This is a genomic window from Leifsonia sp. NPDC056665, from assembly GCF_042791795.1.
Classification (GTDB): domain Bacteria; phylum Actinomycetota; class Actinomycetes; order Actinomycetales; family Microbacteriaceae; genus Leifsonia.
This window is the reverse complement of the sequence record NZ_JBHTXK010000012.1, coordinates 1-24,907: the sequence shown is the minus strand read 5'-3', so window position 1 is coordinate 24,907 and position 24,907 is coordinate 1. Positions and strand designations below refer to the sequence as shown.

The following is a 24,907-nucleotide window of genomic DNA, read 5'->3' as shown; positions in this document are numbered from 1 at the left end:
GCATGGCGAACATCAAGAAGGGCGACCTGGTCCAGGTCATCACGGGCCGCTCGCAGGCCCGCGGTGGTGACCGCGGCAAGCAGGGTCGTGTCATCGAGGTCCTCGTGGAGAAGAACCGCGTGATCGTCGAGGGCGTCAACTTCGTGACCAAGCACGTGCGCGTCGGACAGACGCAGCGTGGCACGAAGACCGGCGGCATCGAGACGCACGAGGCTTCGATCCACGTCTCCAACGTGGCGCTCGTCGACCCCGAGACCAAGAAGCCGACCCGCGTCGGCTTCCGCAACGAGACCGTTACGAAGGACGGCGTCACCAAGACGGTCCGCGTTCGTTACGCCAAGAAGTCTGGTAAGGACCTGTAATGACGGACACTGCAACGAGTGCTGGCAAAATCCAGCCTCGCCTGAAGCAGAAGTACAAGACCGAGATCTCCGCTCAGCTCAAGGGCGACTTCGGCTTCACGAACGTGCACCAGGTGCCCGGCCTCGTGAAGATCGTCGTCAACATGGGTGTCGGCGAGGCTGCTCGTGACGGCAAGGTGATCGACGGTGCGATCAACGACCTCACCCTGATCACCGGCCAGAAGCCGCAGGTCACCAAGGCCCGCAAGTCCATCGCGCAGTTCAAGCTGCGCGAGGGCCAGCCGATCGGCGCGCACGTCACGCTGCGCGGCGACCGCATGTGGGAGTTCCTCGACCGCCTGCTCTCGCTCGCGCTGCCCCGTATCCGGGACTTCCGCGGCCTGAGCGACAAGCAGTTCGACGGCAACGGCAACTACACGTTCGGTCTCACGGAGCAGTCGATGTTCCACGAGATCAACCAGGACCGGATCGACCGCGTCCGGGGTATGGACATCACGGTCGTGACGACCGCGAAGAACGACGCGGAGGGCCGCGCGCTGCTCAAGCAGCTCGGCTTCCCGTTCCGTTCGAACGAGGCGAGCAACTAGACCTAGTAGTCTTGTCTCTTTGTGGGCCGGCCGCCCGGCCGGCCCACTTCCACCACAGGTCGTCAGTCGTGTAACGGCTGCACGAAACCTGGTGAACAAAGGAAAAATCGCAATGACGATGACAGATCCGGTCGCAGACATGCTGACCAGACTGCGCAACGCGAACTCGGCGCACCACGACACCGTGTCGATGCCGCACTCCAAGCTCAAGTCCCACATCGCCGAGATCCTCACCTCCGAGGGCTACATCTCCGGCTGGGAGGTCTCCGACGCCCGTGTCGGCCAGACCCTGACGCTCAACCTCAAGTTCGGTCCGAACCGTGAGCGTTCCATCGCAGGCATCAAGCGTGTCTCCAAGCCCGGCCTCCGCGTTTACGCGAAGTCGACGGAGCTCCCCAAGGTCCTCGGCGGCCTCGGTGTCGCGATCCTGTCCACCTCCTCGGGGCTCCTCACGGACCGCCAGGCTGAGAAGAAGGGCGTGGGTGGGGAAGTCCTCGCCTACGTGTGGTGACCCTGCCATGTCGCGTATCGGAAGACTGCCCATCGAGATCCCCGCTGGGGTCGATGTGAAGATCGACGGCCAGACCGTCACCGTCAAGGGCCCGAAGGGCGAGCTCACGCTCACCGTCGCGAGCCCCATCGAGGCGAAGCTGGAGGAGGGCCAGGTCCTGGTCACCCGTCCGGACGACGAGCGCGCTTCGCGCTCGCTCCACGGCCTCACCCGCACGCTCATCAACAACAACATCATCGGCGTCACCGAGGGCTACTCCAAGGGCCTCGAGATCGTCGGCACCGGTTACCGCGTGGCCCAGAAGGGCGCGGGCGTCGAGTTCGCGCTCGGCTTCTCGCACCCGGTCAACGTCGAGCCGCCGGCCGGCATCACCTTCACGGTCGAGGGCAACAACAAGGTGACCGTGAGCGGGATCGACAAGCAGGCTGTCGGCGAGGTCGCTGCGAACATCCGCAAGATCCGCAAGCCCGAGCCGTACAAGGGCAAGGGTGTGCGTTACGCCGGCGAGGTCGTTCGTCGCAAGGCCGGAAAGGCTGGTAAGTAATCATGGCTCTGGGTACCAGAGGAAAGAGCAAGGCAGCCGCTCGCGGCCGTCGTCACACCCGACTTCGCAAGAAGGTCGTGGGCACCGAGGTCCGTCCTCGCCTGGTCGTCACCCGTTCGGCCCGCCACGTCTTCGTGCAGATCGTCGACGACGCCAAGGGCCACACGCTGGCCTCCGCGTCGACCATGGAGACCGACCTGCGCGGCTTCGACGGTGACAAGACCGCCAAGGCCCGCAAGGTGGGCGAGCTCGTCGCCGAGCGCGCGAAGAGCGCCGGTGTCGAGGCCGTGGTCTTCGACCGTGGCGGCAGCAAGTACGCCGGTCGCGTTGCGGCCGTCGCCGAAGGCGCTCGTGAAGGTGGGCTGAACCTGTGAGCGACGAGAACAACAAGGAGCAGACCGTGGCCGCTGAGGTAACGGAGACCGCGCAGCCGGTCGAGACCGCTGCGTCGACCGACAACAACCGCGAGCGCGAGCCGCGCCGCGGTGGCCGGGAGCGCAACCCCAACCGCGATCGCGGCAGCCGGGACGCCGACAAGAGCCAGTTCCTGGAGCGCGTCGTCACCATCAACCGCGTCTCCAAGGTCGTGAAGGGTGGTCGTCGCTTCAGCTTCACCGCTCTCGTGGTCGTCGGCGACGGCAACGGCCTGGTGGGCGTCGGCTACGGCAAGGCCCGCGAGGTGCCGCTGGCGATCTCGAAGGGCGTCGAGGAGGCGAAGAAGAACTTCTTCCGCGTCCCGCGCGTCGGCGTCACCATCCCGCACCCGGTGCAGGGTGAGGCCGCTGCCGGCGTCGTCCTCCTGCGTCCGGCCGCCGCCGGTACCGGTGTCATCGCCGGTGGCCCGGTGCGCGCCGTCCTGGAGTGCGCCGGCATCCACGACGTGCTGAGCAAGTCGCTTGGCTCGTCCAACACGATCAACATCGTGCACGCGACCGTCGAGGCGCTGAAGCAGCTCGAGGAGCCCCGCGCCGTCGCAGCTCGCCGTGGTCTCGACTACGACCAGGTCGCGCCCGCGCGCCTGCTGCGTGCCGAGGCCGAGGCGGCCGAGGCCGCTGCTGCCGCCAAGAAGGCAGAGAAGGTAGGTGCCTGATGGCCGCGCGCCTGAAGATCACACAGATCAAGTCGAAAGTGAGCGAGAAGCAGTACCAGCGCGACACGCTGCGCAGTCTGGGACTGAAGCGAATCGGTGACGTCACCGTCCGCGAGGACACCCCGCAGAACCGCGGGTACGTCAACACCGTCGCTCACCTGGTGAAGGTTGAGGAGATCGACTAATGGCTGACGACAAGCCGACCACTGAGGCCGCTGCCGAGAAGCCGGCCGCCAAGAAGAGCACCACCACCAAGGCTGCTGCGAAGCCGGCCGCCGAGAAGAAGGCACCTGCTGCCAAGAAGGCTCCGGCGAAGGCCGCTGCCAACAAGGCCGCCGCCTCCACCAAGGACGAGACCGTCTCCGCCCCGGCGAAGAAGGCCCCGGCCAAGAAGGACGTCGCGGCCCCCCGCGAGCAGGTCCTCAAGGTGCACCACCTCCGTCCCGCCGCGGGCTCCAAGAAGGACAAGACCCGCGTCGGACGCGGTGAGGGTTCCAAGGGCAAGACCGCGGGCCGTGGCACGAAGGGCACCAAGGCCCGCTACCAGGTCCGCCCGGGCTTCCAGGGCGGTCAGCTCCCGTTCCACATGCGTTCGCCGAAGCTGCGCGGGTTCAAGAACCCGTTCCGCGTCGAGTACCAGGTGGTCAACCTCGAGAAGCTTGCCGAGCTGTACCCGGCCGGCGGCGATGTCACCATCTCCGACCTGGTCTCCAAGGGCGCCGTTCGCAAGAACGAGAAGGTCAAGGTTCTCGGTAACGGGGACATTGCGGTTAAGCTGAACGTTGCGGTCGACAAGGTCTCCGGCTCTGCCGAGCAGAAGATCGTCGCCGCTGGTGGCTCCGTCAAGTAGCCGCCCGTAAAGCAGCGCAGTCGGGTGGCCGGGAACTCCGGTCACCCGACTGACTCTTACAGGAAAGCAGGACGCACTTTTGTTTAGCGCCGTCGCGCGGATCTTCCGCACCCCGGACCTCCGCCGGAAGATCTTCTTCACGCTGGGGATCATCGCCCTGTTCCGGCTGGGCTCCTTCATCCCTGCGCCGTTCGTCGACTTCGCCAACGTGCAGACCTGTCTGAACGCCAACCAGGACACCTCGGGGCTCTACTCCCTGGTCAACCTGTTCTCGGGTGGCGCTCTCCTCAAACTCTCGATCTTCGCGCTCGGCATCATGCCGTACATCACCGCGTCGATCATCGTGCAGCTGCTGCGCGTGGTCATCCCGCGCTTCGAGACCCTCTACAAGGAGGGCCAGGCCGGCCAGGCGAAGCTCACGCAGTACACGCGCTATCTCACGATCGCGCTGGGCGTCCTCCAGTCGACGACCCTCATCACCGTCGCCCGCTCCGGCGCCCTCTTCGGCACCACGGCCGTCTCGCAGTGCACGCAGCTCATCACGGACGACTCCTGGTACGCCATCATGCTCATGGTCGTCACGATGACCGCCGGCACCGGCCTCATCATGTGGATGGGCGAGCTCGTCACCGAGCGCGGCATCGGCAACGGCATGTCCCTCCTGATCTTCACCTCGATCGCCGCGCAGTTCCCGAGCTCCCTCTGGGCCATCGGCCAGTCGCAGAGCATCGAGGTGATGCTGGTGGTGATTGCGATCGGTCTCCTGATCGTCGCCGCGGTCGTCTTCGTCGAGCAGTCGCAGCGCCGCATCCCTGTGCAGTACGCCAAGCGTATGGTCGGCCGACGAACGTACGGCGGCAACAACACGTACATCCCGATCAAGGTGAACATGGCCGGCGTCGTGCCCGTCATCTTCGCGTCGTCGCTGCTGTACCTGCCCGCGCTGATCGCCCAGTTCAACCAGCCGGCGGCCGGCAAGGCCCCGGCTCCCTGGGTGACCTGGATCACGAACTACCTGACCAAGGGCGACCACCCGCTCTACATGCTGCTCTACTTCCTCCTGATCGTGGGCTTCACGTACTTCTACGTGGCCATCACGTTCAACCCGGAGGAGGTCGCCGACAACATGAAGAAGTACGGCGGCTTCATCCCCGGTATCCGCGCGGGCCGCCCCACCGCCGAGTACCTGGACTACGTGCTGACGCGCGTGACCCTGCCCGGCTCGATCTACCTCGGCATCATCGCGCTGATCCCGCTGATAGCGTTCGCATTGCTCGGCGCCAGCCAGAACTTCATGTTCGGCGGCACGTCCATCCTGATCATCGTCGGTGTCGGACTCGAGACGGTCAAGCAGATCGACTCGCAGCTCCAGCAGCGGCATTACGAAGGGCTTCTGCGTTGACCCGTATGCTGATCGTCGGACCTCCCGGAGCGGGCAAGGGCACTCAGGCCTCCCGCATCACCTCCGTGTACGGGATCCCCGACATCTCCACGGGCGACATCTTCCGGGCCAACATCAAGAACGAGACTCCGCTCGGCCAGCAGGTCAAGGCGATCGTCGACGCGGGCGACTACGTTCCGGACAGTCTCACCAACCAGCTCGTCACCGACCGGCTGAACGAGGACGACGCGACGGAGGGCTTCCTCCTCGACGGCTATCCGCGCACGCTCGAGCAGGTGAAGTACCTCGACGATCTGCTGGCCTCGAAGGGCCAGGAGCTCGCCGCGGTGATCCAGCTCGTCGCCGACCAGGACGAGATCGTCGCGCGCCTCACCAAGCGAGCGCAGGAGCAGGGCCGCGCCGATGACTCCGAGGAGGCCATCCGGCACCGCCAGGAGGTCTACCTCCGCGAGACGTCCCCGCTGATCGACGTGTACCGCGCGCGCGGTCTGCTCGTCGAGGTGGACGGCCTCGGTGCGATGGACGACGTCGCCGCCCGCATCCAGTCGGCTCTGGCCGATCGCGGCATCCTCCCGCTGGAGGGCGCCGGCGAGCCGGTCGCCTAGCGTGTGATGGCACTGCGTCGGTCGATCTACAAGTCGCCCGCTCAGCTCCGACTGATGGTCGCGCCGGGACGGGCCACCGCGGCGTCCCTCGACGCCGTCGCCGCGGCCGTGGCCGCCGGCGTCTCAACGCTGGAGCTCGACCGGATCGCCGAGGCCGCGATCGAGGCCGTGGGCGGGAAGTCCAACTTCAAGCTGGAGGCCGGCTACCACCACACGATCTGCGCGTCGGTCAACGACGAGGTCGTGCACGGCATCCCCGGGGCGCGTCTGCTGCAGCCGGGCGACATCCTGTCGGTCGACAGCGGCGCCATCCAAGAGGGCTGGAACGGGGACGCAGCGCGAACGTTCGTGCTTCCCGACCCGGCCCACCCCGAGCGCGTCGCCGAGCGGCAGAAGCTCTCCGAGGTCACCGAGCAGTCGCTGTGGCACGGCATCGCACGGCTCGCGAGCGCCCGCCACCTCAACGAGGTGGGCGAGGCGGTCGAGGACCACATCATGTCGCAGGGTGAGTACGGCATCCTCACCGACTACATCGGTCACGGGATCGGCCGCCGCATGCACGAGGAGCCGCCGGTCTTCAACTACCGGGTGCGCTCCAAGGGCCCGGAGGTCCGCCCGGGTCTCGTGGTCGCCATCGAGCCGATGGTGGTGCTGGGCGACCAGGACACCTACGTGAAGGACGACGGCTGGACCGTCGCCACCGAGGACGGCTCGGCCGCCGCGCACTGGGAGCACAGCGTCGCGGTGCATGCCGACGGCATCTGGGTGCTGACGGCGGTCGACGGCGGGGCCGAGGGGCTCGCGCCGTTCGGGATCACGCCGACGCCGATCCCGTAGGCGGCGGTTCCGGGCCTGTTCGCTCAGAGCAGGCGCAGATGATAGACCAGAATTGGCGAAATGCGCCGGTATCCAATAAGATTGATCCTTGGTGTCTTAGGCGTGCTTTCTGCATGTCCGGCACCAGTCAACGCACGACCAGCAAACCACTACTAATAGCGACAGTGAGGCTATGGCCAAGAAAGACGGTGTCATCGAGATCGAAGGATCTGTGATCGAGGCGCTCCCCAACGCGATGTTCCGCGTGGAGCTGACCAACGGTCACAAGGTTCTTGCCCACATCTCAGGCAAGATGCGTCAGCACTACATCCGCATCCTCCCCGAGGACCGCGTGATCGTGGAGCTGAGCCCCTACGATCTGACCCGCGGCCGGATCGTCTACCGCTACAAGTAAACGGATTGCTGTAAGTAACGGCCACGCCACCGGGTAGCCCCTGGCGAGGTACGAGGACAGCGAACAAAGGTAACAGCACAATGAAGGTCAAGCCCTCCGTCAAGAAGATCTGCGACAAGTGCAAGGTCATCCGTCGCAACGGCCGGGTCATGGTCATCTGCGAGAACCCGCGCCACAAGCAGCGCCAGGGCTGAACGCAGTAGCGGTACCAGCACGACTCAACTGCCGGTACTAACAACTAAACAGACGAAGCGATCCCAGAACCCGTCCCCATCCAGCGTGGAGGCGGGGGACACCCCCGGAGGAGGCCGGGGCACCGGGACCGCTGAAGACCTCCACTCATCACAGGAGAAGCCACAACATGGCACGTCTAGCAGGCGTCGACATCCCGCGCGAGAAGCGCGTGGAGGTCGCACTCACCTACATCTACGGCGTCGGGCGCACTCGTGCGCTGCAGACCCTTCGCGAGACCGAGATTTCGGGCGACATCCGCGTCAAGGACCTGACCGACGACCAGCTCGTCGCACTGCGCGACTACATCGAAGGCAACTTCAAGGTCGAGGGTGACCTCCGCCGCGAGGTCGCCGCCGACATCCGCCGCAAGGTCGAGATCGGCAGCTACGAGGGCATCCGCCACCGCAAGGGCCTCCCGGTCCGCGGCCAGCGAACCAAGACGAACGCGCGTACCCGCAAGGGCCCGAAGCGTACCGTCGCCGGTAAGAAGAAGGCTCGCTAGGCCGACACCAGGACTGAAGGAGAAATATTATGGCAGCACCCAAGTCGGCCGCTCGCAAGCCGCGCAAGAAAGAAAAGAAGAACATCGCTGTGGGCCAGGCCCACATCAAGAGCACCTTCAACAACACCATCGTCTCGATCACCGACACCACCGGTGCGGTCATCTCGTGGGCGTCCTCCGGTGGCGTTGGCTTCAAGGGCTCGCGCAAGTCCACCCCGTTCGCCGCACAGCTGGCAGCCGAGTCGGCCGCCCGCCAGGCGCAGGAGCACGGGATGAAGAAGGTCGACGTCTTCGTCAAGGGCCCTGGCTCGGGCCGCGAGACCGCGATCCGCTCGCTCCAGGCCGCCGGCCTCGAGGTGGGCTCGATCAACGACGTCACCCCGCAGGCGCACAACGGCTGCCGCCCGCCGAAGCGTCGCCGCGTCTAGTTCTCTTCCACGTCCGCCCAGGCGGCGGTCCTCCAGGACCGCCGCCTGACGGCGTGACGAACCCCACCTCACTCACGCGAGTGTCATATAGCGGACACTCAGCCGAAAGGAATCAATAGTGCTCATTGCACAGCGTCCTACGCTCACCGAAGAGAACATCTCCGAGTTCCGCTCGCGGTTCGTCATCGAGCCGCTCGAGCCGGGCTTCGGCTACACCCTCGGCAACTCGCTCCGCCGCACTCTGCTCTCCTCCATCCCGGGCGCTGCCGTCACCAGCATCCGCATCGACGGCGTGCTGCACGAGTTCAGCACCGTCCCGGGTGTCAAAGAGGATGTCACCGAGATCATCCTGAACATCAAGGGCCTGGTCGTCTCCAGCGAGCACGACGAGCCGATCACCGCCTACCTCCGCAAGACCGGCTCCGGCCAGGTCACCGCGGCCGACATCTCGGCTCCGGCGGGCGTGGAGATCCACAACCCCGAGCTGGTCATCGCCACCCTGAACGACAAGGCGAAGTTCGAGGTCGAGCTGACCATCGAGCGCGGCCGCGGCTACGTCTCGGCTCAGCAGAACCGCAACGAGTACAGCGAGGCGGGCCAGATCCCGATCGACTCGATCTACTCCCCGGTCCTCAAGGTCACCTACCGCGTCGAGGCCACCCGTGCCGGCGAGCGCACCGACTTCGACCGCCTCGTGGTCGACGTCGAGAGCAAGCCCGCGATCAGCCCGCGCGACGCCATCGCGTCCGCCGGCCGCACGCTGACCGAGCTGTTCGGGCTGGCCCGCGAGCTCAACAGCGCGGCCGAGGGCATCGAGATCGGCCCCGCGCCGGTCGACCAGGTGCTCAGCTCCGAGCTGTCGATGCCGATCGAGGACCTCGACCTGTCGGTCCGGTCGTACAACTGCCTCAAGCGCGAGGGCATCAACACCGTCAGCGAGCTCGTCTCGCTGTCGGAGACGCAGCTCATGAACATCCGCAACTTCGGTCAGAAGTCGGTGGATGAGGTCAAGGACAAGCTGACCGAGATGGGCCTGTCGCTGAAGGACTCGGTCCCCGGGTTCGACGGCGCCCACTTCTACAGCGGGTACGACGAGGACGAGTCCACCACCATCTGAGGCCGCGTCAGCGAAGCCTTCGACTTTTTCACTACTGGAGATAACCGATCATGCCTAAGCCCACCAAGGGCCCCCGCCTCGGAGGCGGCCCCGCGCACGAGCGCCTCATGCTCGCCAACCTGGCTGCTGCGCTGTTCACGCACAAGAGCATCAAGACGACCGAGACCAAGGCCAAGCGCCTGCGTCCCTACGCCGAGCGTCTGATCACGTTCGCGAAGCGCGGCGACCTGCACGCGCGCCGTCGCGTTCTCGCGGTCATCGGCGACAAGTCCGTCGTGCACGAGCTCTTCACCGAGATCGCGCCGCTGGTCGCGGAGCGCGAGGGCGGCTACACCCGCATCACCAAGCTCGGCTACCGCAAGGGCGACAACGCGCCGATGGCGCAGATCGAGCTCGTGCTCGAGCCCGTCACCCCGAAGACCAAGGCGACCAAGAAGGCCGCCGCGCCGAAGGCCGCTCCGGTCGAGGAGCCCGTCGTCGAGGAAGAGGCCGCCGAGGACACCACGTCCGAGGAGACCGCTGCCGCTGAGGCCGAGGTCGTCGAGGAGGCCACCGGCGACGCCGAGGCCGCCGAGGAGACCACCGCCGAGGCGGAGGCCGAGAAGGCCTGACCTTCCGCACCCTGTCGAAACGCCCCGCATCCGTTCGGATGCGGGGCGTTTCGCGTTGTGGAGCCGTGGTCAGGCGGTGCTGTGCTGCGCGGTGAGCCGCACCGGCGTGTTGGCGGCGCCGAAGCCGTCGTAGCGACCCCGTCGCTCCACCAGCTCGAAGAACACGGAGCCGACCGTCTCGGTGTAGCAGTGCAGATACTCGCCCGCCGTGTCGCGGTCGTAGAGCAGCCCGGCGCCCCGGAGGCGCTCCAGTTCGCCCGGCGGCAGCTCGAAGCGGGCGGCGAGGTCGTCGTAGTAGTTCGCCGAGACCGGCACCGTGCGCAGTCCCCGCGCTCGCGCGCGGCCGATGAGCCCGTGGAGATCGTCGCACGCGATCGCGATGTGCTGCGCGTGCCGCTGCGCCGCTGTCGTCGCGCGCTCGGCGAGCGGCGGGACGACGTTCAGTGCGAGGCGGACCGCTCCGTCGCCCGAGCGGAGCACCTGACTGCGAACCAGGCCGGCCGGCCCGGCCAGTTCCGCCGACGACTCGCGGGCGAGGCCGAGCGCCGTGCCGTAGAACAGCACGGCCTCTTCGATGTCGGCGGCGGGCTCGGTGAGGTTGACGTGGTCGATGCCGCGGATCGCAGGGTCCGGCGTGCCGCGTCCGCCGGCGAACTCGTGCGGCCAGGCCGGGCTGCTGTCGGGACCGCTGATCAGGATCTCTGTGCCGTCGGGCGCGAGCACGGCCGGGAGGTCGGCCTCCCCGTCGAGCACGCGGCGGTGCGCGCGCTGCGCGCCGAGGCGCTCCGCCCGGGCGGCGGCCTCCTCGGGCCGGTCGGTGCGGATGCCGAAGCCGGCGACGTGCGGGCTCCTGCCCGCGGCGTTGTGCTCGTTGAGGACGATCCGGGCCTCGCCGGCGGCGTAGAGCCAGGCCGGCTTCGTGACGTGGCGGCCGCGCGGCGCGAAGCCGATCCGCTCCAGCACAGCGGCGACGGCGTCCGTGTCGTGCGCCTTGACCTCCACCTGGTCGAGCTCGCGGGGCTCGGCAGAAGGGCGGGCTGCGCCGCTCTCGAGCGCATCCTCCAGGACGGTCAGCGACCGGCGGGCGTGCCGGGCGGTCCTGGCAGGATCGGTCTGGCGGAAGACATCGTTGAAGACCTCCAGCGACAGCGGACCGGTGTAACCGGCTCGCAGGGTGTGGCCGACGAAGGCCGGGAGGTCGAAGCCGCCCTCGCCCGGGAACAGGCGGTGGTGCCGGCTCCAGGAGAGCACGTCCATCGACAGCAGCGGGGCGTCGGCGAGCTGGACGAAGAAGATCTTCTCGCCGGGGATCCGCTCGATGTCCGCCGGATCGTGGCCGCGGGAGAGGATGTGGAAGCTGTCCAGGCACACGCCGAGCGCGGGATGGTCCGCACGCTCCACGATGCGCCAGGCCCGCCGGTAGTCGTCGACGTAGCGTCCCCAGGCCAGGGCCTCGAACGCCAGGCGCTTGCCGTGTGCGTCCGCACGGTCGGCGAGGCGGGCGAGCTGCGCTGCGGAGACCGCGTCGTCGTCGACCGAGGCCGTGGCCACGTTGCTGCACACCAGCACCGTGTCGACGCCGAGCCGGTCCATGAGCACGAACTTGGCCTCGGCCCGGCGCAGCACCTGCGCGAACTCGGGCTCGGTCACGCCCTCGGCGTCGCGGAACGGCTGGTAGAGCGCGATCCGCAGGCCGAGCCGGTCGCAGAGCGCGCGCACCTCCTCCGGCGACTGCGGTGCGGCGATCAGGTCGGGCTCGAAGACCTCCACGGCGTCGAACCCGGCGTCGGCGATGGCGTGCAGCTTGTCGACGAGCGTCCCGGACAGGCAGACCGTCGCGATGGAGGTGCGCATCAGCGGCCCTCCCGGATCATCTCGGCGAAGTGGGCACGCATCCGCTCCCGGTCGGGCTCGGCGCCGGTGATGAGCCGGAACGCGTCCGCCGCCTGGCCCACCGCCATGCCGCCGCCGTCGAGCGTGCGGCAGCCGGCCTCCCGTGCCGCGCGGAGGAGCTCGGTGTCGAGCGGCCGGTAGACGACGTCCGCCACCCAGAGGCTCGGCCGCAGCAGCCCGGCGTCGAGGGGGATACCGGGGTGCGTGTGCATGCCGACGAAGCTGGCGTTGACCAGTCCGGTGACGGCATCCGTCCCGTGCTTCAGCTCGTCGGGGATCGCGATCGAGCCGATGCCTTGGATGACAGCCTCCGGGAATCGGGGAGTGAGGCTCGCTGCCAGGGCGTTCGCCCGCGCGACGCTGAGATCGGCGATGGTGACCCGGAGCGCACCCGCTTGCAGGAGAGCGCTCGTCACGGCGGCGCCCGCGCCCCCGGCGCCGATCACCACCACGTGGTCCAGGGGCGCTCCAGGAAGCCCGTCTCGAAGCGCGGACGCGAAACCGCTCACGTCGGTGTTGTGTCCGATCCGCCGACCCCCGGCGAGGAGGACGGTGTTGACCGCTCCGATGGATTCGGCAGAAGGCGATGTGGCATCGAGGTAGCGCAGAACGCGCTGTTTGAACGGGTGGGTGATGTTCACCGCGTTGAACCCGAGCTGCATCGCTGCGTCGAGGAGCCACTCGAGGATCGGATCGAGGTCCTGGCCCTCGGTGTCGAGGGAGAGCAGGTCGATGGGCCGGTAGAGGTAGCGCAGCCCCTGCTCGTCGGCCTCCCGCTCGTGCAGCGGAGGTGTCAGCGAGGGCAGCACGCCCTCGCCCAGGAGCCCGACCAGGTACGACTGTCCGACCACGCTCATGCGTCCTCCTCGACCATCGTGCGGAACCGCGCGCTTGACAAAGCGCCACAGGGTTTCTTAACGTACCAGATAGTTCATTAGCGAGGAGGCGGGATGGCCCGGCTGGATCACGAGCGGATCCGCGACGCGGAGCGCACGCGCGCCGAGATCCTCTCCGTCGCGACCCAGGAGTTCGCCGACCGCGGCTTCTCCGGCGCCCGCGTGGACGAGATCGCACGGCGGATGTCCACGACGAAGCGGATGATCTACTACTACTTCGGCGGCAAGGAGCAGCTCTACGTGAGCGTGCTGGAGGCCGCCTACGCCGAGATGCGCGGGTACGAGCAGCAGCTCGACGTCTCCGATCTCGAGCCGGTGGAGGCCATCCGCGCCATCGCCGAGCGGACCTTCGACCACCACACCGGCCGCCAGGACTTCGTGCGGCTCGTGGCGATCGAGAACATCCACCGCGCCTCGTTCCTGCGCGAGGTGGGCGAGCCCGAGAGCCTGGCGCTCCCTGCTCTCGAGCTGATCGACGAGGTGCTGCGGCGCGGACGGGCCGCCGGTCTGTTCCGCGACGACATCGACGCCACGGACGTGCACATGGCGATCAGCTCCTTCTGCGTGTTCCCGGTGGCCAACCGCCACACGTTCGGGTACCTCTTCGGCCGCGATCTGCTGAACCAGTCGCGCGCCGGCCACTACCGGCGGATGCTCGGCGACATGATCGTCGCGCTCCTCACCGCGGACCGTTGATCCGTACCGGGTGCGCCCGGCGGATCGAAACAGCTACAAAAGAAACGAGTGTCGACGATGACCACCGTCGCTCCATCCCCCACGCGTACCCGGACTCCGGTGCGCGCGGCCTTCGCCGGATTCCTCGGCTCGGCCGTCGAGTACTACGACTTCTTCATCTTCGGGTCGGCCGCCGCCCTGATCTTCCCGCACATCTTCTTCCCCGACGCCGACACCACCGCGCGCGTGATGTCGTTCGCGACCTTCGGATTCGCCTACGTGGCGCGGCCGGTGGGCGCGGTGGTCCTCGGCCACTTCGGCGACCGGATCGGCCGCAGGAAGGTGCTGGTCTTCACGCTCGCGCTGATGGGGTTCTCCACGTTCGCGATCGGCTGCCTGCCGACCTTCGAGACCGTCGGCTGGCTGGCCCCTGTGCTGCTGGTGCTCTGCCGGCTGTTCCAGGGGCTGTCGGCCGCGGGGGAGCAGGCGGGGGCGAGCTCCATGACACTGGAGCACGCGCCGGACGGCCGGCGCGCGTTCTTCACCTCGTGGACGCTGACAGGCACGCAGGGCGGCCAGGTGCTCGCGGCCATCGCCTTCATCCCGGTGATGGCGCTCCCGGAGGACGTGCTGTACACAGTGGGCTGGCGCATCCCGTTCTGGCTGTCGGCCGTCGTGGTCGTCGTCGCGTTCGTCGTCCGCCGGTCGCTGCCGGAGTCCCCGGATTTCGTCAGCGCGGCCGAGGGTGGCGAGATCGAGAAGCTGCCGCTGGTCGGGCTGCTCCGCTCGCACTGGCGGGACGTGCTGCGCGTGGTGTTCCTCGCGATGATCGCGGCGGTGTCGACGGTGTTCGGCAACCTGGCGATCGCCTACGGGACCGACGCCGGCCTGGACGCCTCGGTGACGCTCTGGCTGGTCGTCGTGGCGAACATCGTGGCGCTCGTCACGCAGCCGCTGTTCGGGATGCTCGCCGACCGGGTCGGCCGCAAGCCCGTGTTCATCTACGGCGCGCTCGCGAGCGCCGCGTTGATGCCGTTCTACCTGCGCTCGATGTCCGGTTCGGAGGTCTGGGTCACGTTCCTGCTGGCGGTGGCGGTGTTCTCCTGCGGGTATGCGGCGGCGAACGCGGTCTGGCCGTCGTTCTACAACGAGATGTTCCCGCGCGAGGTGCGCTTCTCGGGCGTCGCGATCGGAACGCAGCTCGGCTTCCTGATGGCCGGCTTCGCGCCGAGCATCGTCACGGCGATGGGCGGCACCGGGCCGGACGGCTGGATCGTCATCTCGGTCTTCACCGCGGTGATCGCCGTCGTGGTGACGCTCGCGGCGCTGACCGCCCGGGAGACCGCACGGACGCCGACAGCGGAGCTCGGCCGGCGCCGCTAGGCTGGCCGGATGCCGAGGCCTGAGATCGTCGAAGCGCACCTCCCACCGCTGAGCGAGCGCGTGGAGGCCCCGCCGACGTACATGCCGCGGCATCCGCTGGTCGCCGAGTGGCGGCCGATCGCGAAGGCCGACACCGACGCCGTGCTCGCGGTGCTGCGGGCGAGCGACGCGGCCGACCATCCCAACTACCTCGCGACGCGGGAGGAGCTGGAGGCCGAGCTGGCCTTCAGCTTCCTCGACCGTGAGCGGGACACCCTCCTCGCGCTGGGCCACGACGGAGCGGTGCTGGCGGTCGGCTCGGTGCTGGAGCCGCCGCGGCAGGTCTCCCTGGTGCGCGAGTTCATGAACGGCGCCGTGCACCCTGCGCATCGCGGGAAGGGCATCGGCCGCGAGCTGATCGCCTGGCAGCGTGCGCGCGGGGAGCAGAAGCTGGCGGCGATCGAGACGGCGCTGCCGGGCTGGCTGGTGGGCTACGCCGATCGGCGCGCGCCCGATCGCGAGCGGCTCTTGGCGGCCGCGGGCTTCACCGCGGTGCGCTGGTTCCACACGATGGAGCGCGACCTGGCCGAGCCGATCCCGGACGTGGCCCCGACGGAGGCCGTGCGGATCGTTCCGTACGCGAGCGACCTCGCGGACGCCGTCCACGCGGCGCGCGACGAGGCCTTCCTGGACCACTGGGGGAGCCAGCCGCTGAGCGACGAGCAGTGGGAGTCGCTGATCGGCGGGACGTTCGCCCCGGAGGTGTCCTTCGTGGCGCTGGCCGGGGATGAGGTGGCCGCCGTGATCCTGAGCGACGTGAACGAGGACGATTGGCCGGGCCAGGGCTTCTCCGGTCCCTACATCTCGACCGTCGCGGTCACCCGCAAGCACCGCGGCCGCCGCATCGCGCCCGCGCTGCTGAGCGCCGTGCTCACCGAGAGCAGCCGCCGCGGCTGGCAGAAGGCCGTCCTCGACGTGGACGCCGCCAGCCCGACCGGCGCAGACAGCCTCTACACGGGGATGGGGTTCGTCACGACCTTCGGTGAGACCGCGCTCGTCCGAGAGTACTGAGCGGCTTCTCTAGAATCGAGGGATGACCGACGAGGCGACCCGATTCCGGCTCGACATCGCCTACCAGGGCACCGACTTCAACGGCTGGGGCCGACAGCCCGCGCTGCGCACCGTGCAGGGCGAGCTGGAGGACGCGCTCGCGACCATCTTCCGTCGCGCGGGGGACCCGCCCACGCTGACGGTCGCCGGCCGCACCGACGCCGGGGTCCACGCGCGGGGACAGGTGGCGCACGTCGACCTCGGCCCCGGGCAGGTGGCGATCCTCCGCAAGCCGCACGGCAAGCGGCCCCCGCTCGACGCGCCCGACGCGCTGGCCCGGCGGCTCAACGGCATCCTCGGGCCGGTGGCGGACGCCGTGGTGCTCCGCGTGAGCCAGGCCCCTCCCGGGTTCGACGCGCGCTTCTCCGCCGTCTGGCGGCGCTACGAGTACCGGGTCGCGGACCGTGCCTCGCTGCGCGATCCGCTGCAGCGGCACAGGACGGCCTGGGTCTCGGCCGACCTCGACGCCGACGCGATGGACGTCGCCTCGCACGGCCTGCTCGGCCTCCACGACTTCGCCAGCTACTGCAAGGCGCGGGTGGGCGCGACCACGATCCGCACCCTGCTCGACTTCGCCTGGACGCGCGACGACGACGGCGTGCTGGTGGGGGAGGTCGTGGCCGACGCGTTCTGCCACAGCATGGTCCGCGCGCTGGTGGGCGGGTGCGTCGCGGTGGGCGAAGGGGATCTGACCCCCGGCGACCTGGTCGAGCTGCGCGACGGGCGCGCCCGCACCAACGACTTCAAGGTGATGCCGGCGCGCGGGCTGACGCTGATGGAGGTCGGGTACCCGGAGGACCCGGAGCTCGCGCTGCGGGCGGAGCAGACGCGGGCACTGCGGTCGCTCTGACCACCGCGCCGACGGGCAGCCGCGCCCCGGTTTGACCCTCCCCGGGCGTGTCGCGTAGTATTGACCCTTGGTGTCCGCGCCTCACTGCGGTGCGACACACGAACGTGAGCCCTCCACCGGCCCCGGTTCCCGCCTCATCGAGACGAGAACCCCCATCGGAGCGGGATTCACGAACTCCTCCGTTCGATACAGAAAGCAGCCACTACTGTGACGCGCACTTATTCCCCGAAGGCAGACGAGATCCAGCGCGACTGGGTCGTCATCGACGCGACCGATGTCGTGCTCGGCCGTCTCGCCAGCCACACCGCCGCCCTCCTGCGCGGCAAGCACAAGGCGACCTTCGCCCCCCACATGGACATGGGCGACTTCGTCATCATCGTGAACGCCGACAAGGTGGCCCTCACCGGCCAGAAGGCGGCTCAGAAGAAGGCCTACCGTCACTCGGGCTACCCGGGCGGCCTCAAGGCCACCACGTACTCGGAGCTCCTCGAGAAGAACCCGGTCCGCGCCGTCGAGAAGGCCGTCCGCGGCATGCTGCCGAAGACCTCCCTGGGCCGCGCCCAGCTCCGCAAGCTGAAGGTCTACACCGGAAGCGAGCACCCGCACGCCGCCCAGCAGCCGAAGCAGTACACGCTCGGCCAGGTCGCCCAGTAAGCGATCCAGACCTTCACGACTGACTTAAAGACAAAGGATTATCACCATCGTGGCGAAGATCGCAGACAGCATCGACTCGGCCCAGGTTGCCGAGAACGTCGAGTCCTACTCGACCGAGACCCCCGAGAGCGCGGCCCCGGCGGCCCCGCGTCCCGTCCTCTCCGTGCCCGGCGCGGCCGTGGGCCGTCGCAAGGAGGCCATCGCGCGTGCGCGCCTGGTCCCCGGTGCCGGCACCATCACGGTCAACGGCCGTGAGTTCGCGGACTACTTCCCGAACAAGCTGCACCAGCAGCTCATCACGGACCCGTTCAAGGTCCTCGACCTCATCGGCTCGTACGATGTCGTCGCCCGCATCACCGGCGGCGGCCCGTCGGGTCAGGCCGGCGCGCTGCGCCTCGCCATCGCCCGCGCGCTGAACGAGATCGACCGCGAGAACAACCGTCCGACCCTCAAGAAGGCCGGCTTCCTCACCCGTGACGCGCGCGTCACCGAGCGCAAGAAGGCCGGTCTCAAGAAGGCCCGCAAGGCGTCGCAGTTCTCCAAGCGTTGACGCTCCCGAGCGTTTAGGCTTCGGTCCATGCCCCGCCTTTTCGGAACCGACGGAGTCCGCGGACTCGCGAACGGTCCTCTCACCGCCGACCTCGCGCTCGGCCTCGCTCAGGCAGCTGCTGCTGTCCTGACGCGAGGCCGCAGCGCCGAGGCGCGGCGCGCCGCGGGCAAACGCCCGCGCGCCATCGTCGCCAGGGACCCCCGGGTCTCCGGCGAGTTCCTCTCGGCCGCTGTCTCGTCCGGGCTGGCCAGCTCGGGCATCGACGTCTACGACGCCGGTGTCATCCCGACGCCGGCCGCGGCCTTCCTGATCGCCGACTTCGACGCCGACTTCGGCGTGATGGTCTCGGCGTCGCACAACCCCGCTCCCGACAACGGGATCAAGATCTTCGCGCGCGGCGGCACCAAGCTCCCCGACATCGTCGAGGACCGCATCGAGCAGCACCTCCAGATGGAGAAGCTGACTCCGACCGGCGCCCAGGTCGGCCGTATCCGCCGCTTCGCGGACGCGGAGGACCGCTACGTCGTGCACCTGCTGGCGAGCCTCCCGCACCGGCTCGACGGCATCCACGTCGTGCTCGACTGCGCCAACGGCGCGGCTGCCGGCATCTCGCCTGAGGTGTTCACCGACTCGGGCGCCCGCGTGACCGTCATCGGCGACTCGCCCGACGGCATGAACATCAACGACGGCGTCGGCTCGACCCACCTCGACAACCTGGCGAGGGCCGTCCTCGCGGCCGGCGCGGACGTCGGCATCGCCCACGACGGCGACGCCGACCGCTGCCTCGCGATCGACGCCGACGGCAACGTCGTCGACGGCGACCAGATCATGGCGATCCTCGCGGTCGGCATGAAGGAGCGCGGGAAGCTCACCGACGACACGCTCGTCGCGACCGTGATGAGCAACCTCGGCCTCAAGATCGCCATGCGCGAGCACGGCATCCGGATCGTGGAGACCGCCGTCGGCGACCGCTACGTGCTCGAGGAGATGAACCAGAACGACTACGCCCTCGGCGGCGAGCAGTCGGGCCACGTCATCATGCGCGAGTTCGCGACCACCGGAGACGGCATCCTCACCGGCCTCCACCTCCTCAGCGAGATGGCGCGTCAGCGCAAGCCGCTGTCCGAGCTGGCGAAGGTGATGACCGTGTACCCGCAGGTGATGGTCAACGTGAAGGGCGTGGACCACCACGCCGTCCACACCGACGAGCCGCTGCAGCTCGCCGTCCAGACCGCCGAGGCGGCGCTGGGCGACACCGGCCGGGTGCTGCTGCGCCCGTCCGGCACCGAGCCGCTGGTGCGCGTCATGGTGGAGGCGGCCGACCAGCACACGGCCGAGCGCCTCGCGAACGAGCTGGCGGATGTCGTGCGGGAGCGGCTGGGCGTCTAGCCCGCGCGTGGCTCGCGGCGGAGCTACTTCTGCGCGGCTTCCCGGTCCATCCGGGCGTTCTGCTCGCGCACGAAGTCGGAGACCGAGAACGGCCGCGTGCGCTCCGGCAGGAGGGCGACGTCGGCCAGACCCTCGAGCAGTGCGCCCGGCTCGGTCTCGAGCGTGACGGCGAGCTGCAACAGGGTCAGCAGTGTGGGGTTGCCGGCGCCGCGCTCGACTTTGCCGTAGTTGGCGACGTCGACCTGGCTGAGGTTGGCCACCTCGTACTGCGAGAGGCCCAGCTCGATGCGACGGGCACGGAGACGGTCGCCCAGGATGCGGGCTGCTTCGAAGCGCGGGGACGGCATGCTTCTACTCTGTTTTCCTGTGTGGTCTTTTCCCAGAGGATGGAAACTATACGCACTTATCCTCAGTGCGTATATACCTGGCGACACCGACTCCAGTAGCCATACCCCATGACTACGGGACGAGGGGGCGCCGGGCCAGAGTCTTCGAGCACCCGTCCTCTGCGCACGAAGCGTCCGGACCCCGGTCAGAGCTTGCGGAGCAGCACCGAGCTGACGGTGTGGTCGGCCTCCTTGCGCAGCACGAGCTTGGCGCGCGACCGCGTCGGCCGGATGTTCTGGATGAGGTTGGGCTCGTTGATCGCCGTCCAGATCGACGCCGCCCGCGCCCTGGCCTGCTCCTCGGTGAGCTGGGCGTAACGGTGGAAGTACGACTTGGGGTTGGCGAAAGCGCCGCGCTGCAGCTTGAGGAAGCGCTCCTCGTACCAGTGCGCGATGTCGCGCGTCCTGGCGTCCACGTACACGCTGAAGTCGAAGAGGTCGCTCACGGCGAGCCGGTTGCCGCCTCCCGCGGGCTGGAGCACGTTGAGGCCCTCCACGATCAGGACGTCCGGCCGGCGGACCACGATCTCCGCGTCCGACACGATGTCGTAGCTGAGGTGCGAGTAGAAGGGCGCGCGCACCTCCGGCGCCCCGCTCTTCACTGCGCTGACGAACCGCAGCAGTGCGCGGCGGTCGTACGACTCGGGGAAGCCCTTGCGCTCCATCAGGCCGCGCCGCTCCAGCTCCGCGTTCGGGAGGAGGAAGCCGTCGGTCGTCACCAGCTCGACGCGCGGGGTGTCGTCCCAGCGCGAGAGCAGCTCGCGCATCAGGCGCGCGATGCTCGACTTGCCGACTGCGACGGAGCCCGCGACGCCGATCACGAACGGCGTCGGCTGGGCGCGCTCGCCGAGGAAGTCGCTCGTGACGCGGTGGAGCTGCTTGGTGCCGCCGACGTACAGGTTGAGCAGGCGGCTGAGCGGGAGGTAGACCTCCTCGACCTCCCGCAGGTCCAGCGGGTCGCCGAGACCACGGAGCTGCACGATCTCGGTCGCATTCAGCGGCAGCCGGGTGTTCTGCGCCAGCTCGGCCCAGTCGGAACGGCTCAACTCCACGAAGGGGGTGCTGGACTCGCCGTTCGCCGTGGATCCGCCGCGAGCGGCGCCGTTCTCAGCCATAGGAGAAAAGTCTAAGGTGCGCCCGCGATAGACTCGGGTGCATGTGTGGAATCGTGGGGTATGTCGGCACCGACAAGAGCCTGGAGGTGTTGCTCGGCGGTCTGAAGCGCCTCGAGTATCGCGGCTACGACTCGGCCGGCGTCGCCGTCATCGACCCTGAGGGCCACCTCGCGACGGCCAAGAAGGCCGGCAAGCTGGCCGTGCTCGCCGACGACCTCACCGTCAACCCGATCCCCAACGGCGGCACGGGCATCGGCCACACCCGCTGGGCGACGCACGGCGGACCGACCGACCGCAACGCGCACCCGCACCTGGGCGACGACGGCCGGCTCGCCGTCATCCACAACGGCATCATCGAGAACTTCGCGACCCTGAAGGACGAGCTGCTCGCCGACGGCTTCGCCTTCGAGTCCGAGACGGACACCGAGGTCGCTGCCGTGCTGCTCGGCCGCGAGTACCGTGCCACCGGCGACCTGAGCGAGGCGTTCCAGCGCGTCGTGTCGCGGCTGGAGGGCGCGTTCACGCTGCTCGCGCTGCACCAGGACCAGCCGCACGTCGTCGTCGGCGCCCGCCGCAACTCCCCGCTGGTGATCGGCCTCGGCGAGGGCGAGAACTTCCTCGGCTCCGACGTCGCGGCCTTCGTGGAGCACACCCGCCGCGCGCTCGCGATCGGCCAGGACCAGATCGTCACGATCACCCCCGATTCCGTCACCGTCACCGACTTCGCCGGCGCACCGGTCGAGGTGGAGCCCTTCGAGGTCGCCTGGGACGCCTCCGCCGCCGAGAAGGGCGGCTGGTCGTCGTTCATGGCCAAGGAGATCGCCGAGGAGCCGGACGCCGTGGCGAACACGCTGCGCGGCCGCATCGTCGACGGGACCGTCCACATCCCCGAGCTCGACGCGATCGGCGACACCTTCCTCGAGGGCATCGACCGCATCACCATCGTGGCCTGCGGCACCGCCGCCTACGCCGGCCTGGTCGGCAGCTACGCCATCGAGAAGTGGGCGCGCGTCCCCGTCACGGTCGAGCTCAGCCACGAGTTCCGCTACCGCGAGCCGGTTCTCACCGCGGGCACGCTGGTCATCTCGATCAGCCAGTCCGGCGAGACGATGGACACGCTGATGGCGGTCAAGTACGCCCGTGAGGCCGGCGCCAAGGCGATCTCGGTCTGCAACACGCAGGGCGCGACCATCCCGCGCGAGTCCGACGCGGCGCTGTACACGCACGCCGGCCCGGAGGTCGCGGTCGCCTCGACCAAGGCGTTCGTCGCGCAGATCACCGCGCTCTACCTCTTCGGCCTCCACCTCGGCCGGGTGCGCGGCACGCTGTCCGCCGCCCAGCAGCGCGATGCGGTCGCCGAGCTCCAGGCGGTGCCGGAGAAGATCGCCACCGTGCTCGAGGCGCACGGCACGATCGCCCAGCTCGCCCACTGGATGTCGGACACCCGCTCCGTGCTCTTCCTCGGCCGTCACGTCGGCTACCCGATCGCGCTGGAGGGTGCGCTCAAGCTCAAGGAGCTCGCGTACATCCACGCGGAGGGGTTCGCCGCCGGTGAGCTCAAGCACGGCCCGATCGCGCTGATCGAGCCGGGCCAGCCCGTCTTCGTCGTTGTGCCGAGCCCGCGCTGGTCGGACGAGCTGCACAAGAAGGTCGTCTCCAACATCCAGGAGATCCGCGCCCGCGGCGCCCGTGTCATCGCGATCGCCGAGGCCGGGGACGCCGCCGTGCTGCCGTTCGCCGACGAGGTCATCCGCATCCCGCTGGCGGCGCCGCTGTTCGAGCCGCTGCTCTCGGTGGTCCCGCTGCAGATCTTCGCCATGGAGCTGTCGGCGGCCAAGGGCCTGGACGTGGACCAGCCGCGCAACCTGGCCAAGTCCGTCACTGTCGAGTAGGCCGTCGTGATCGCCGGCATCGGGATCGACGTCGTCGATCTGGCGCGCTTCGCCCGATCGCTGGAGCGCACCCCGAAGCTGCGCGAGCGCCTCTTCACGGAGGCCGAGCGCGGCCTGCCCGTGCACTCCCTCGCTGCGCGCTTCGCCGCCAAGGAGGCGCTGATCAAGGCGCTCGGCGGCTCGGAGGGCGTGCGCTGGCATGACATGGAGATCGTGCCGGACGAAGAGAGGAACCCGGGTTTCGTGCTGCACAACGTCGTCGGACGCCAGGTCGCCGAGCGCGGCATCGCGCACATCCACGTGTCGATGTCGCATGACGCCGGGATCGCCTCCGCGTTCGTCGTCCTGGAGCGCGACGCGTGAGCGGGTTCCGGGAGGCCGTGGTCGACCTGGACGCGGTGAGTGCGAACGTCGCACGGCTGCGCGAGATCGTCGGAACCGAGCACGTGATGGCCGTAGTGAAGGCGAACGCCTACGGGCACGGCGCGGTCGAGTGCGCACGCGCGGCGCTCGCCGGCGGGGCGGACTGGCTGGGCGTCGCTGACGTCTCCGAGGGGCTCGCGCTGCGCGAGGCGGGCGTCGACGCCCCGGTGCTCGCGTGGCTGCACGACCCCGACGAGGACTTCGCGGCCGCCGTCGCTGCGGGTCTCGATGTCGGTATCTCGTCGCGCGCGCAGCTCGAGGCCGCGGCCGCCGCAGGCAGCGCCGACCGCCCGGCGTTCGTGCAGCTCAAGCTGGAGACGGGGCTCAGCCGCAACGGCATCCCCGCGTCCGAGTGGGAGGCCGCGGTCGTGCGCGCCTGCGAGCTCGAAGAGTCGGGGACGCTCGTGGTGCGCGGCCTGTTCAGCCATCTGTCGAACGCGTCGCCCGACGACGACCGGGCGGCGATCGCCGCGTTCGCGTGGGGCATCGAGCGCGCGGAGGCGGCCGGGCTGCGTCCCGAGCTCCGGCACATCGCGGCCAGCGCCGCCGCGCTCAGCCTCCCGGAGTCGCGGTTCAACCTGGTGCGGTTCGGGCTGGCGGTCTACGGACTCAGTCCGTTCGGCGCCGCGTCGGCGGCGGAGCTGGGCCTCAGCCCGGCGATGACGCTGCGCGGCCGGGTCGCGGCGGTGCGCCGGGTGGCCGCGGGCACGGGCGTCTCCTACGACTACACCTACCGCACGGAGGCCGAGACCACGCTCGCGCTCGTCCCGCTCGGGTACGCCGAAGGCATCCCGCGCCACGCGTCGGGCAGAGGCCCGGTGTCCATCGCCGGGAAGCGCTATCGCGTCGCCGGCCGGGTCGCGATGGACCAGTTCGTGGTGGACGTCGGCAATGCCGAGGTCGCGGTCGGCGACGAGGTCGTGCTGTTCGGCGATCCAGCGACGGGCGTACCGGGCGTGGACGACTGGGCGGAGGCCGCGGACACGATCAACTACGAGATCGTCACGCGCCTGGGCGGCCGGCTGCGGCGCACGTACCGCGGGGCAGCGGCGTGAGCGGTCGGGTCCTGATCGAGCGCACGGTCGACACCGGCGACGACATGCACGCGCTGGGGCTGGAGCTGGCCGGGATGCTGGCCGCCGGCGACCTCGTCGTGCTGACCGGCCCGCTCGGCGCGGGCAAGACGACGCTGACCCGCGGGATCGGCGAGGGCCTCGGCGTCCGCGGCCCGGTCACGAGCCCGACGTTCGTGCTGGCCCGCACGCACCCGAACCTGGTCGACGGTGCGCCGCTGGTCCACGTCGACGCGTACCGGCTCGGCAGCGCGGTGGAACTGGACGACCTCGACATCGACTTCGCCGGCTCGGTGGTGGTCGTGGAGTGGGGCGGCGGCATGCTCGACGGCGTCGCCGAGTCGTGGCTGGAGGTCGACATCGTGCGGCCGACCGGTGGGGCCACCGCTGCCGCCGACCACGCCGCCTCCGACCTCGACGCCGACGAGCCGCGCAGGATCACGGTCACCGGCTTCGGTCCCCGCTGGGCCGCCTGACCCATCCGCCGAAGGGCACGTAAACGCCCCTAAAACGCGGTTTTAGGGGCGTTTACGTGCCCTTCGAGGGCGCGGTGGAGGAGTGTGCC

At 69.2% G+C, this 24,907-nt stretch carries 32 protein-coding genes; 28 read left to right on the top strand and 4 right to left on the bottom strand.

Going from position 1 to position 24,907, the window contains the following annotated elements; genetic code table 11:
• The first annotated feature begins 2 nt into the window (after window positions 1-2).
• From rplX to rplQ, 17 genes are all read left to right on the top strand, one after another.
• A complete protein-coding gene (gene rplX, locus ACFQ9V_RS12625) occupies window positions 3-362 on the top strand; it encodes a 50S ribosomal protein L24 (RefSeq protein ID WP_370054593.1) in 360 nt (119 codons plus the stop codon).
• Window positions 362-949 (top strand): 50S ribosomal protein L5, encoded by a 588-nt coding sequence (gene rplE, locus ACFQ9V_RS12620; RefSeq protein WP_382459488.1) that lies wholly within the window; start codon window positions 362-364, stop codon window positions 947-949. Before rplX ends, rplE begins: the two co-directional genes overlap by 1 nt.
• Window positions 950-1,061: 112 nt before the next feature.
• The gene (gene rpsH, locus ACFQ9V_RS12615) at window positions 1,062-1,460 is read left to right on the top strand and encodes a 30S ribosomal protein S8 (RefSeq protein ID WP_345834053.1); all 399 of its coding nucleotides are present in this window, start codon (window positions 1,062-1,064) and stop codon (window positions 1,458-1,460) included.
• A gap of 7 nt (window positions 1,461-1,467) precedes the next feature.
• Window positions 1,468-2,004: a 50S ribosomal protein L6 gene (gene rplF, locus ACFQ9V_RS12610; protein ID WP_382459487.1), complete on the top strand. Its 537-nt coding sequence runs from the start codon at window positions 1,468-1,470 to the stop codon at window positions 2,002-2,004.
• A 2-nt stretch (window positions 2,005-2,006) separates the two neighbouring features.
• A complete protein-coding gene (gene rplR, locus ACFQ9V_RS12605; RefSeq protein ID WP_370054590.1) occupies window positions 2,007-2,378 on the top strand; it encodes a 50S ribosomal protein L18 in 372 nt (123 codons plus the stop codon).
• Window positions 2,375-3,094, top strand: a complete 720-nt coding sequence (gene rpsE / locus ACFQ9V_RS12600) for a 30S ribosomal protein S5 (RefSeq protein WP_055913991.1) — start codon at window positions 2,375-2,377, stop codon at window positions 3,092-3,094. The genes rplR and rpsE overlap by 4 nt, the downstream gene beginning before the upstream one ends.
• Window positions 3,094-3,279, top strand: coding sequence for a 50S ribosomal protein L30 (rpmD, locus tag ACFQ9V_RS12595; protein WP_185276507.1), 186 nt, complete (start codon window positions 3,094-3,096; stop codon window positions 3,277-3,279). Before rpsE ends, rpmD begins: the two co-directional genes overlap by 1 nt.
• Window positions 3,279-3,944: a 50S ribosomal protein L15 gene (gene rplO, locus ACFQ9V_RS12590; RefSeq protein ID WP_382459486.1), complete on the top strand. Its 666-nt coding sequence runs from the start codon at window positions 3,279-3,281 to the stop codon at window positions 3,942-3,944. The genes rpmD and rplO overlap by 1 nt, the downstream gene beginning before the upstream one ends.
• 79 nt (window positions 3,945-4,023) lie before the next feature.
• Window positions 4,024-5,346, top strand: a complete 1,323-nt coding sequence (secY, locus tag ACFQ9V_RS12585) for a preprotein translocase subunit SecY (RefSeq protein WP_345834057.1) — start codon at window positions 4,024-4,026, stop codon at window positions 5,344-5,346.
• A complete protein-coding gene (locus tag ACFQ9V_RS12580) occupies window positions 5,343-5,951 on the top strand; it encodes an adenylate kinase (RefSeq protein ID WP_382459485.1) in 609 nt (202 codons plus the stop codon). Before secY ends, ACFQ9V_RS12580 begins: the two co-directional genes overlap by 4 nt.
• Window positions 5,952-5,957: 6 nt before the next feature.
• Window positions 5,958-6,788 carry a type I methionyl aminopeptidase gene (gene map, locus ACFQ9V_RS12575; protein ID WP_382459484.1) on the top strand — a complete coding sequence of 277 codons (831 nt, stop codon included), beginning with the start codon at window positions 5,958-5,960 and terminating at the stop codon, window positions 6,786-6,788.
• Window positions 6,789-6,960: 172 nt separating this feature from the next.
• The gene (gene infA, locus ACFQ9V_RS12570) at window positions 6,961-7,182 is read left to right on the top strand and encodes a translation initiation factor IF-1 (protein WP_011186713.1); all 222 of its coding nucleotides are present in this window, start codon (window positions 6,961-6,963) and stop codon (window positions 7,180-7,182) included.
• 80 nt (window positions 7,183-7,262) lie between these two features.
• Complete coding sequence (gene rpmJ, locus ACFQ9V_RS12565) at window positions 7,263-7,376, top strand: 50S ribosomal protein L36 (RefSeq protein WP_021759549.1); 114 nt, start codon at window positions 7,263-7,265, stop codon at window positions 7,374-7,376.
• Between the two features lie 167 nt (window positions 7,377-7,543).
• Window positions 7,544-7,918: a 30S ribosomal protein S13 gene (gene rpsM, locus ACFQ9V_RS12560; protein WP_055914002.1), complete on the top strand. Its 375-nt coding sequence runs from the start codon at window positions 7,544-7,546 to the stop codon at window positions 7,916-7,918.
• Window positions 7,919-7,947: 29 nt separating this feature from the next.
• On the top strand, window positions 7,948-8,346 hold the full coding sequence (gene rpsK / locus ACFQ9V_RS12555) for a 30S ribosomal protein S11 (RefSeq protein ID WP_018191944.1): 399 nt from the start codon (window positions 7,948-7,950) through the stop codon (window positions 8,344-8,346).
• A gap of 118 nt (window positions 8,347-8,464) precedes the next feature.
• Window positions 8,465-9,463, top strand: coding sequence for a DNA-directed RNA polymerase subunit alpha (locus tag ACFQ9V_RS12550; protein ID WP_382459483.1), 999 nt, complete (start codon window positions 8,465-8,467; stop codon window positions 9,461-9,463).
• Window positions 9,464-9,513: 50 nt separating this feature from the next.
• Window positions 9,514-10,074, top strand: coding sequence for a 50S ribosomal protein L17 (rplQ, locus tag ACFQ9V_RS12545; protein WP_382459482.1), 561 nt, complete (start codon window positions 9,514-9,516; stop codon window positions 10,072-10,074).
• A 69-nt stretch (window positions 10,075-10,143) separates the two neighbouring features.
• Here rplQ and ACFQ9V_RS12540 read toward each other — a convergent pair whose 3' ends face one another.
• Entirely contained in the window at window positions 10,144-11,928 is a 1,785-nt protein-coding gene (locus ACFQ9V_RS12540) for a bifunctional sugar phosphate isomerase/epimerase/4-hydroxyphenylpyruvate dioxygenase family protein (RefSeq protein ID WP_382459481.1), read from the bottom strand.
• Window positions 11,928-12,824: a shikimate dehydrogenase gene (locus ACFQ9V_RS12535; protein ID WP_382459480.1), complete on the bottom strand. Its 897-nt coding sequence runs from the start codon at window positions 12,822-12,824 to the stop codon at window positions 11,928-11,930. The genes ACFQ9V_RS12540 and ACFQ9V_RS12535 overlap by 1 nt, the downstream gene beginning before the upstream one ends.
• Before the next feature lie 93 nt (window positions 12,825-12,917).
• On the opposite strand from ACFQ9V_RS12535, the gene ACFQ9V_RS12530 reads away from it, so the two are divergent.
• The 7 genes from ACFQ9V_RS12530 (at window position 12,918) to glmM (ending at window position 19,453) form a co-directional block, all read left to right on the top strand.
• Window positions 12,918-13,559 (top strand): TetR/AcrR family transcriptional regulator, encoded by a 642-nt coding sequence (locus ACFQ9V_RS12530; protein WP_382459479.1) that lies wholly within the window; start codon window positions 12,918-12,920, stop codon window positions 13,557-13,559.
• 57 nt (window positions 13,560-13,616) lie between these two features.
• Window positions 13,617-14,921 carry an MFS transporter gene (locus tag ACFQ9V_RS12525; RefSeq protein ID WP_382459478.1) on the top strand — a complete coding sequence of 435 codons (1,305 nt, stop codon included), beginning with the start codon at window positions 13,617-13,619 and terminating at the stop codon, window positions 14,919-14,921.
• 9 nt (window positions 14,922-14,930) lie between these two features.
• Window positions 14,931-15,971, top strand: coding sequence for a GNAT family N-acetyltransferase (locus ACFQ9V_RS12520; protein WP_382459477.1), 1,041 nt, complete (start codon window positions 14,931-14,933; stop codon window positions 15,969-15,971).
• A 22-nt stretch (window positions 15,972-15,993) separates the two neighbouring features.
• Window positions 15,994-16,860: a tRNA pseudouridine synthase A gene (locus ACFQ9V_RS12515; RefSeq protein ID WP_382459476.1), complete on the top strand. Its 867-nt coding sequence runs from the start codon at window positions 15,994-15,996 to the stop codon at window positions 16,858-16,860.
• A 207-nt stretch (window positions 16,861-17,067) separates the two neighbouring features.
• The gene (gene rplM / locus ACFQ9V_RS12510) at window positions 17,068-17,514 is read left to right on the top strand and encodes a 50S ribosomal protein L13 (protein ID WP_345834068.1); all 447 of its coding nucleotides are present in this window, start codon (window positions 17,068-17,070) and stop codon (window positions 17,512-17,514) included.
• A gap of 49 nt (window positions 17,515-17,563) precedes the next feature.
• Window positions 17,564-18,064, top strand: a complete 501-nt coding sequence (rpsI, locus tag ACFQ9V_RS12505; RefSeq protein ID WP_370054580.1) for a 30S ribosomal protein S9 — start codon at window positions 17,564-17,566, stop codon at window positions 18,062-18,064.
• 27 nt (window positions 18,065-18,091) lie between these two features.
• A complete protein-coding gene (gene glmM / locus ACFQ9V_RS12500) occupies window positions 18,092-19,453 on the top strand; it encodes a phosphoglucosamine mutase (protein ID WP_382459475.1) in 1,362 nt (453 codons plus the stop codon).
• A 23-nt stretch (window positions 19,454-19,476) separates the two neighbouring features.
• Here the strand turns inward: glmM and ACFQ9V_RS12495 are convergent, their stop codons facing one another.
• Both ACFQ9V_RS12495 and coaA read right to left on the bottom strand, forming a co-directional pair.
• Entirely contained in the window at window positions 19,477-19,800 is a 324-nt protein-coding gene (locus tag ACFQ9V_RS12495) for a helix-turn-helix domain-containing protein (RefSeq protein ID WP_382459474.1), read from the bottom strand.
• 185 nt (window positions 19,801-19,985) lie between these two features.
• Window positions 19,986-20,954, bottom strand: coding sequence for a type I pantothenate kinase (coaA, locus tag ACFQ9V_RS12490; RefSeq protein ID WP_370054576.1), 969 nt, complete (start codon window positions 20,952-20,954; stop codon window positions 19,986-19,988).
• Window positions 20,955-20,995: 41 nt separating this feature from the next.
• Here coaA and glmS point away from each other — a divergent pair, with 41 nt between their 5' ends.
• The 4 genes from glmS to tsaE are packed head-to-tail and all read left to right on the top strand — an operon-like array spanning window position 20,996 to window position 24,818.
• A complete protein-coding gene (gene glmS, locus ACFQ9V_RS12485; protein ID WP_382459473.1) occupies window positions 20,996-22,846 on the top strand; it encodes a glutamine--fructose-6-phosphate transaminase (isomerizing) in 1,851 nt (616 codons plus the stop codon).
• 6 nt (window positions 22,847-22,852) lie between these two features.
• Window positions 22,853-23,209 carry a holo-ACP synthase gene (locus ACFQ9V_RS12480; RefSeq protein WP_345834075.1) on the top strand — a complete coding sequence of 119 codons (357 nt, stop codon included), beginning with the start codon at window positions 22,853-22,855 and terminating at the stop codon, window positions 23,207-23,209.
• Window positions 23,206-24,324, top strand: coding sequence for an alanine racemase (alr, locus tag ACFQ9V_RS12475; protein WP_382459472.1), 1,119 nt, complete (start codon window positions 23,206-23,208; stop codon window positions 24,322-24,324). Before ACFQ9V_RS12480 ends, alr begins: the two co-directional genes overlap by 4 nt.
• A gap of 44 nt (window positions 24,325-24,368) precedes the next feature.
• Complete coding sequence (tsaE, locus tag ACFQ9V_RS12470) at window positions 24,369-24,818, top strand: tRNA (adenosine(37)-N6)-threonylcarbamoyltransferase complex ATPase subunit type 1 TsaE (protein WP_382459572.1); 450 nt, start codon at window positions 24,369-24,371, stop codon at window positions 24,816-24,818.
• Window positions 24,819-24,907: the final 89 nt, after the last annotated feature.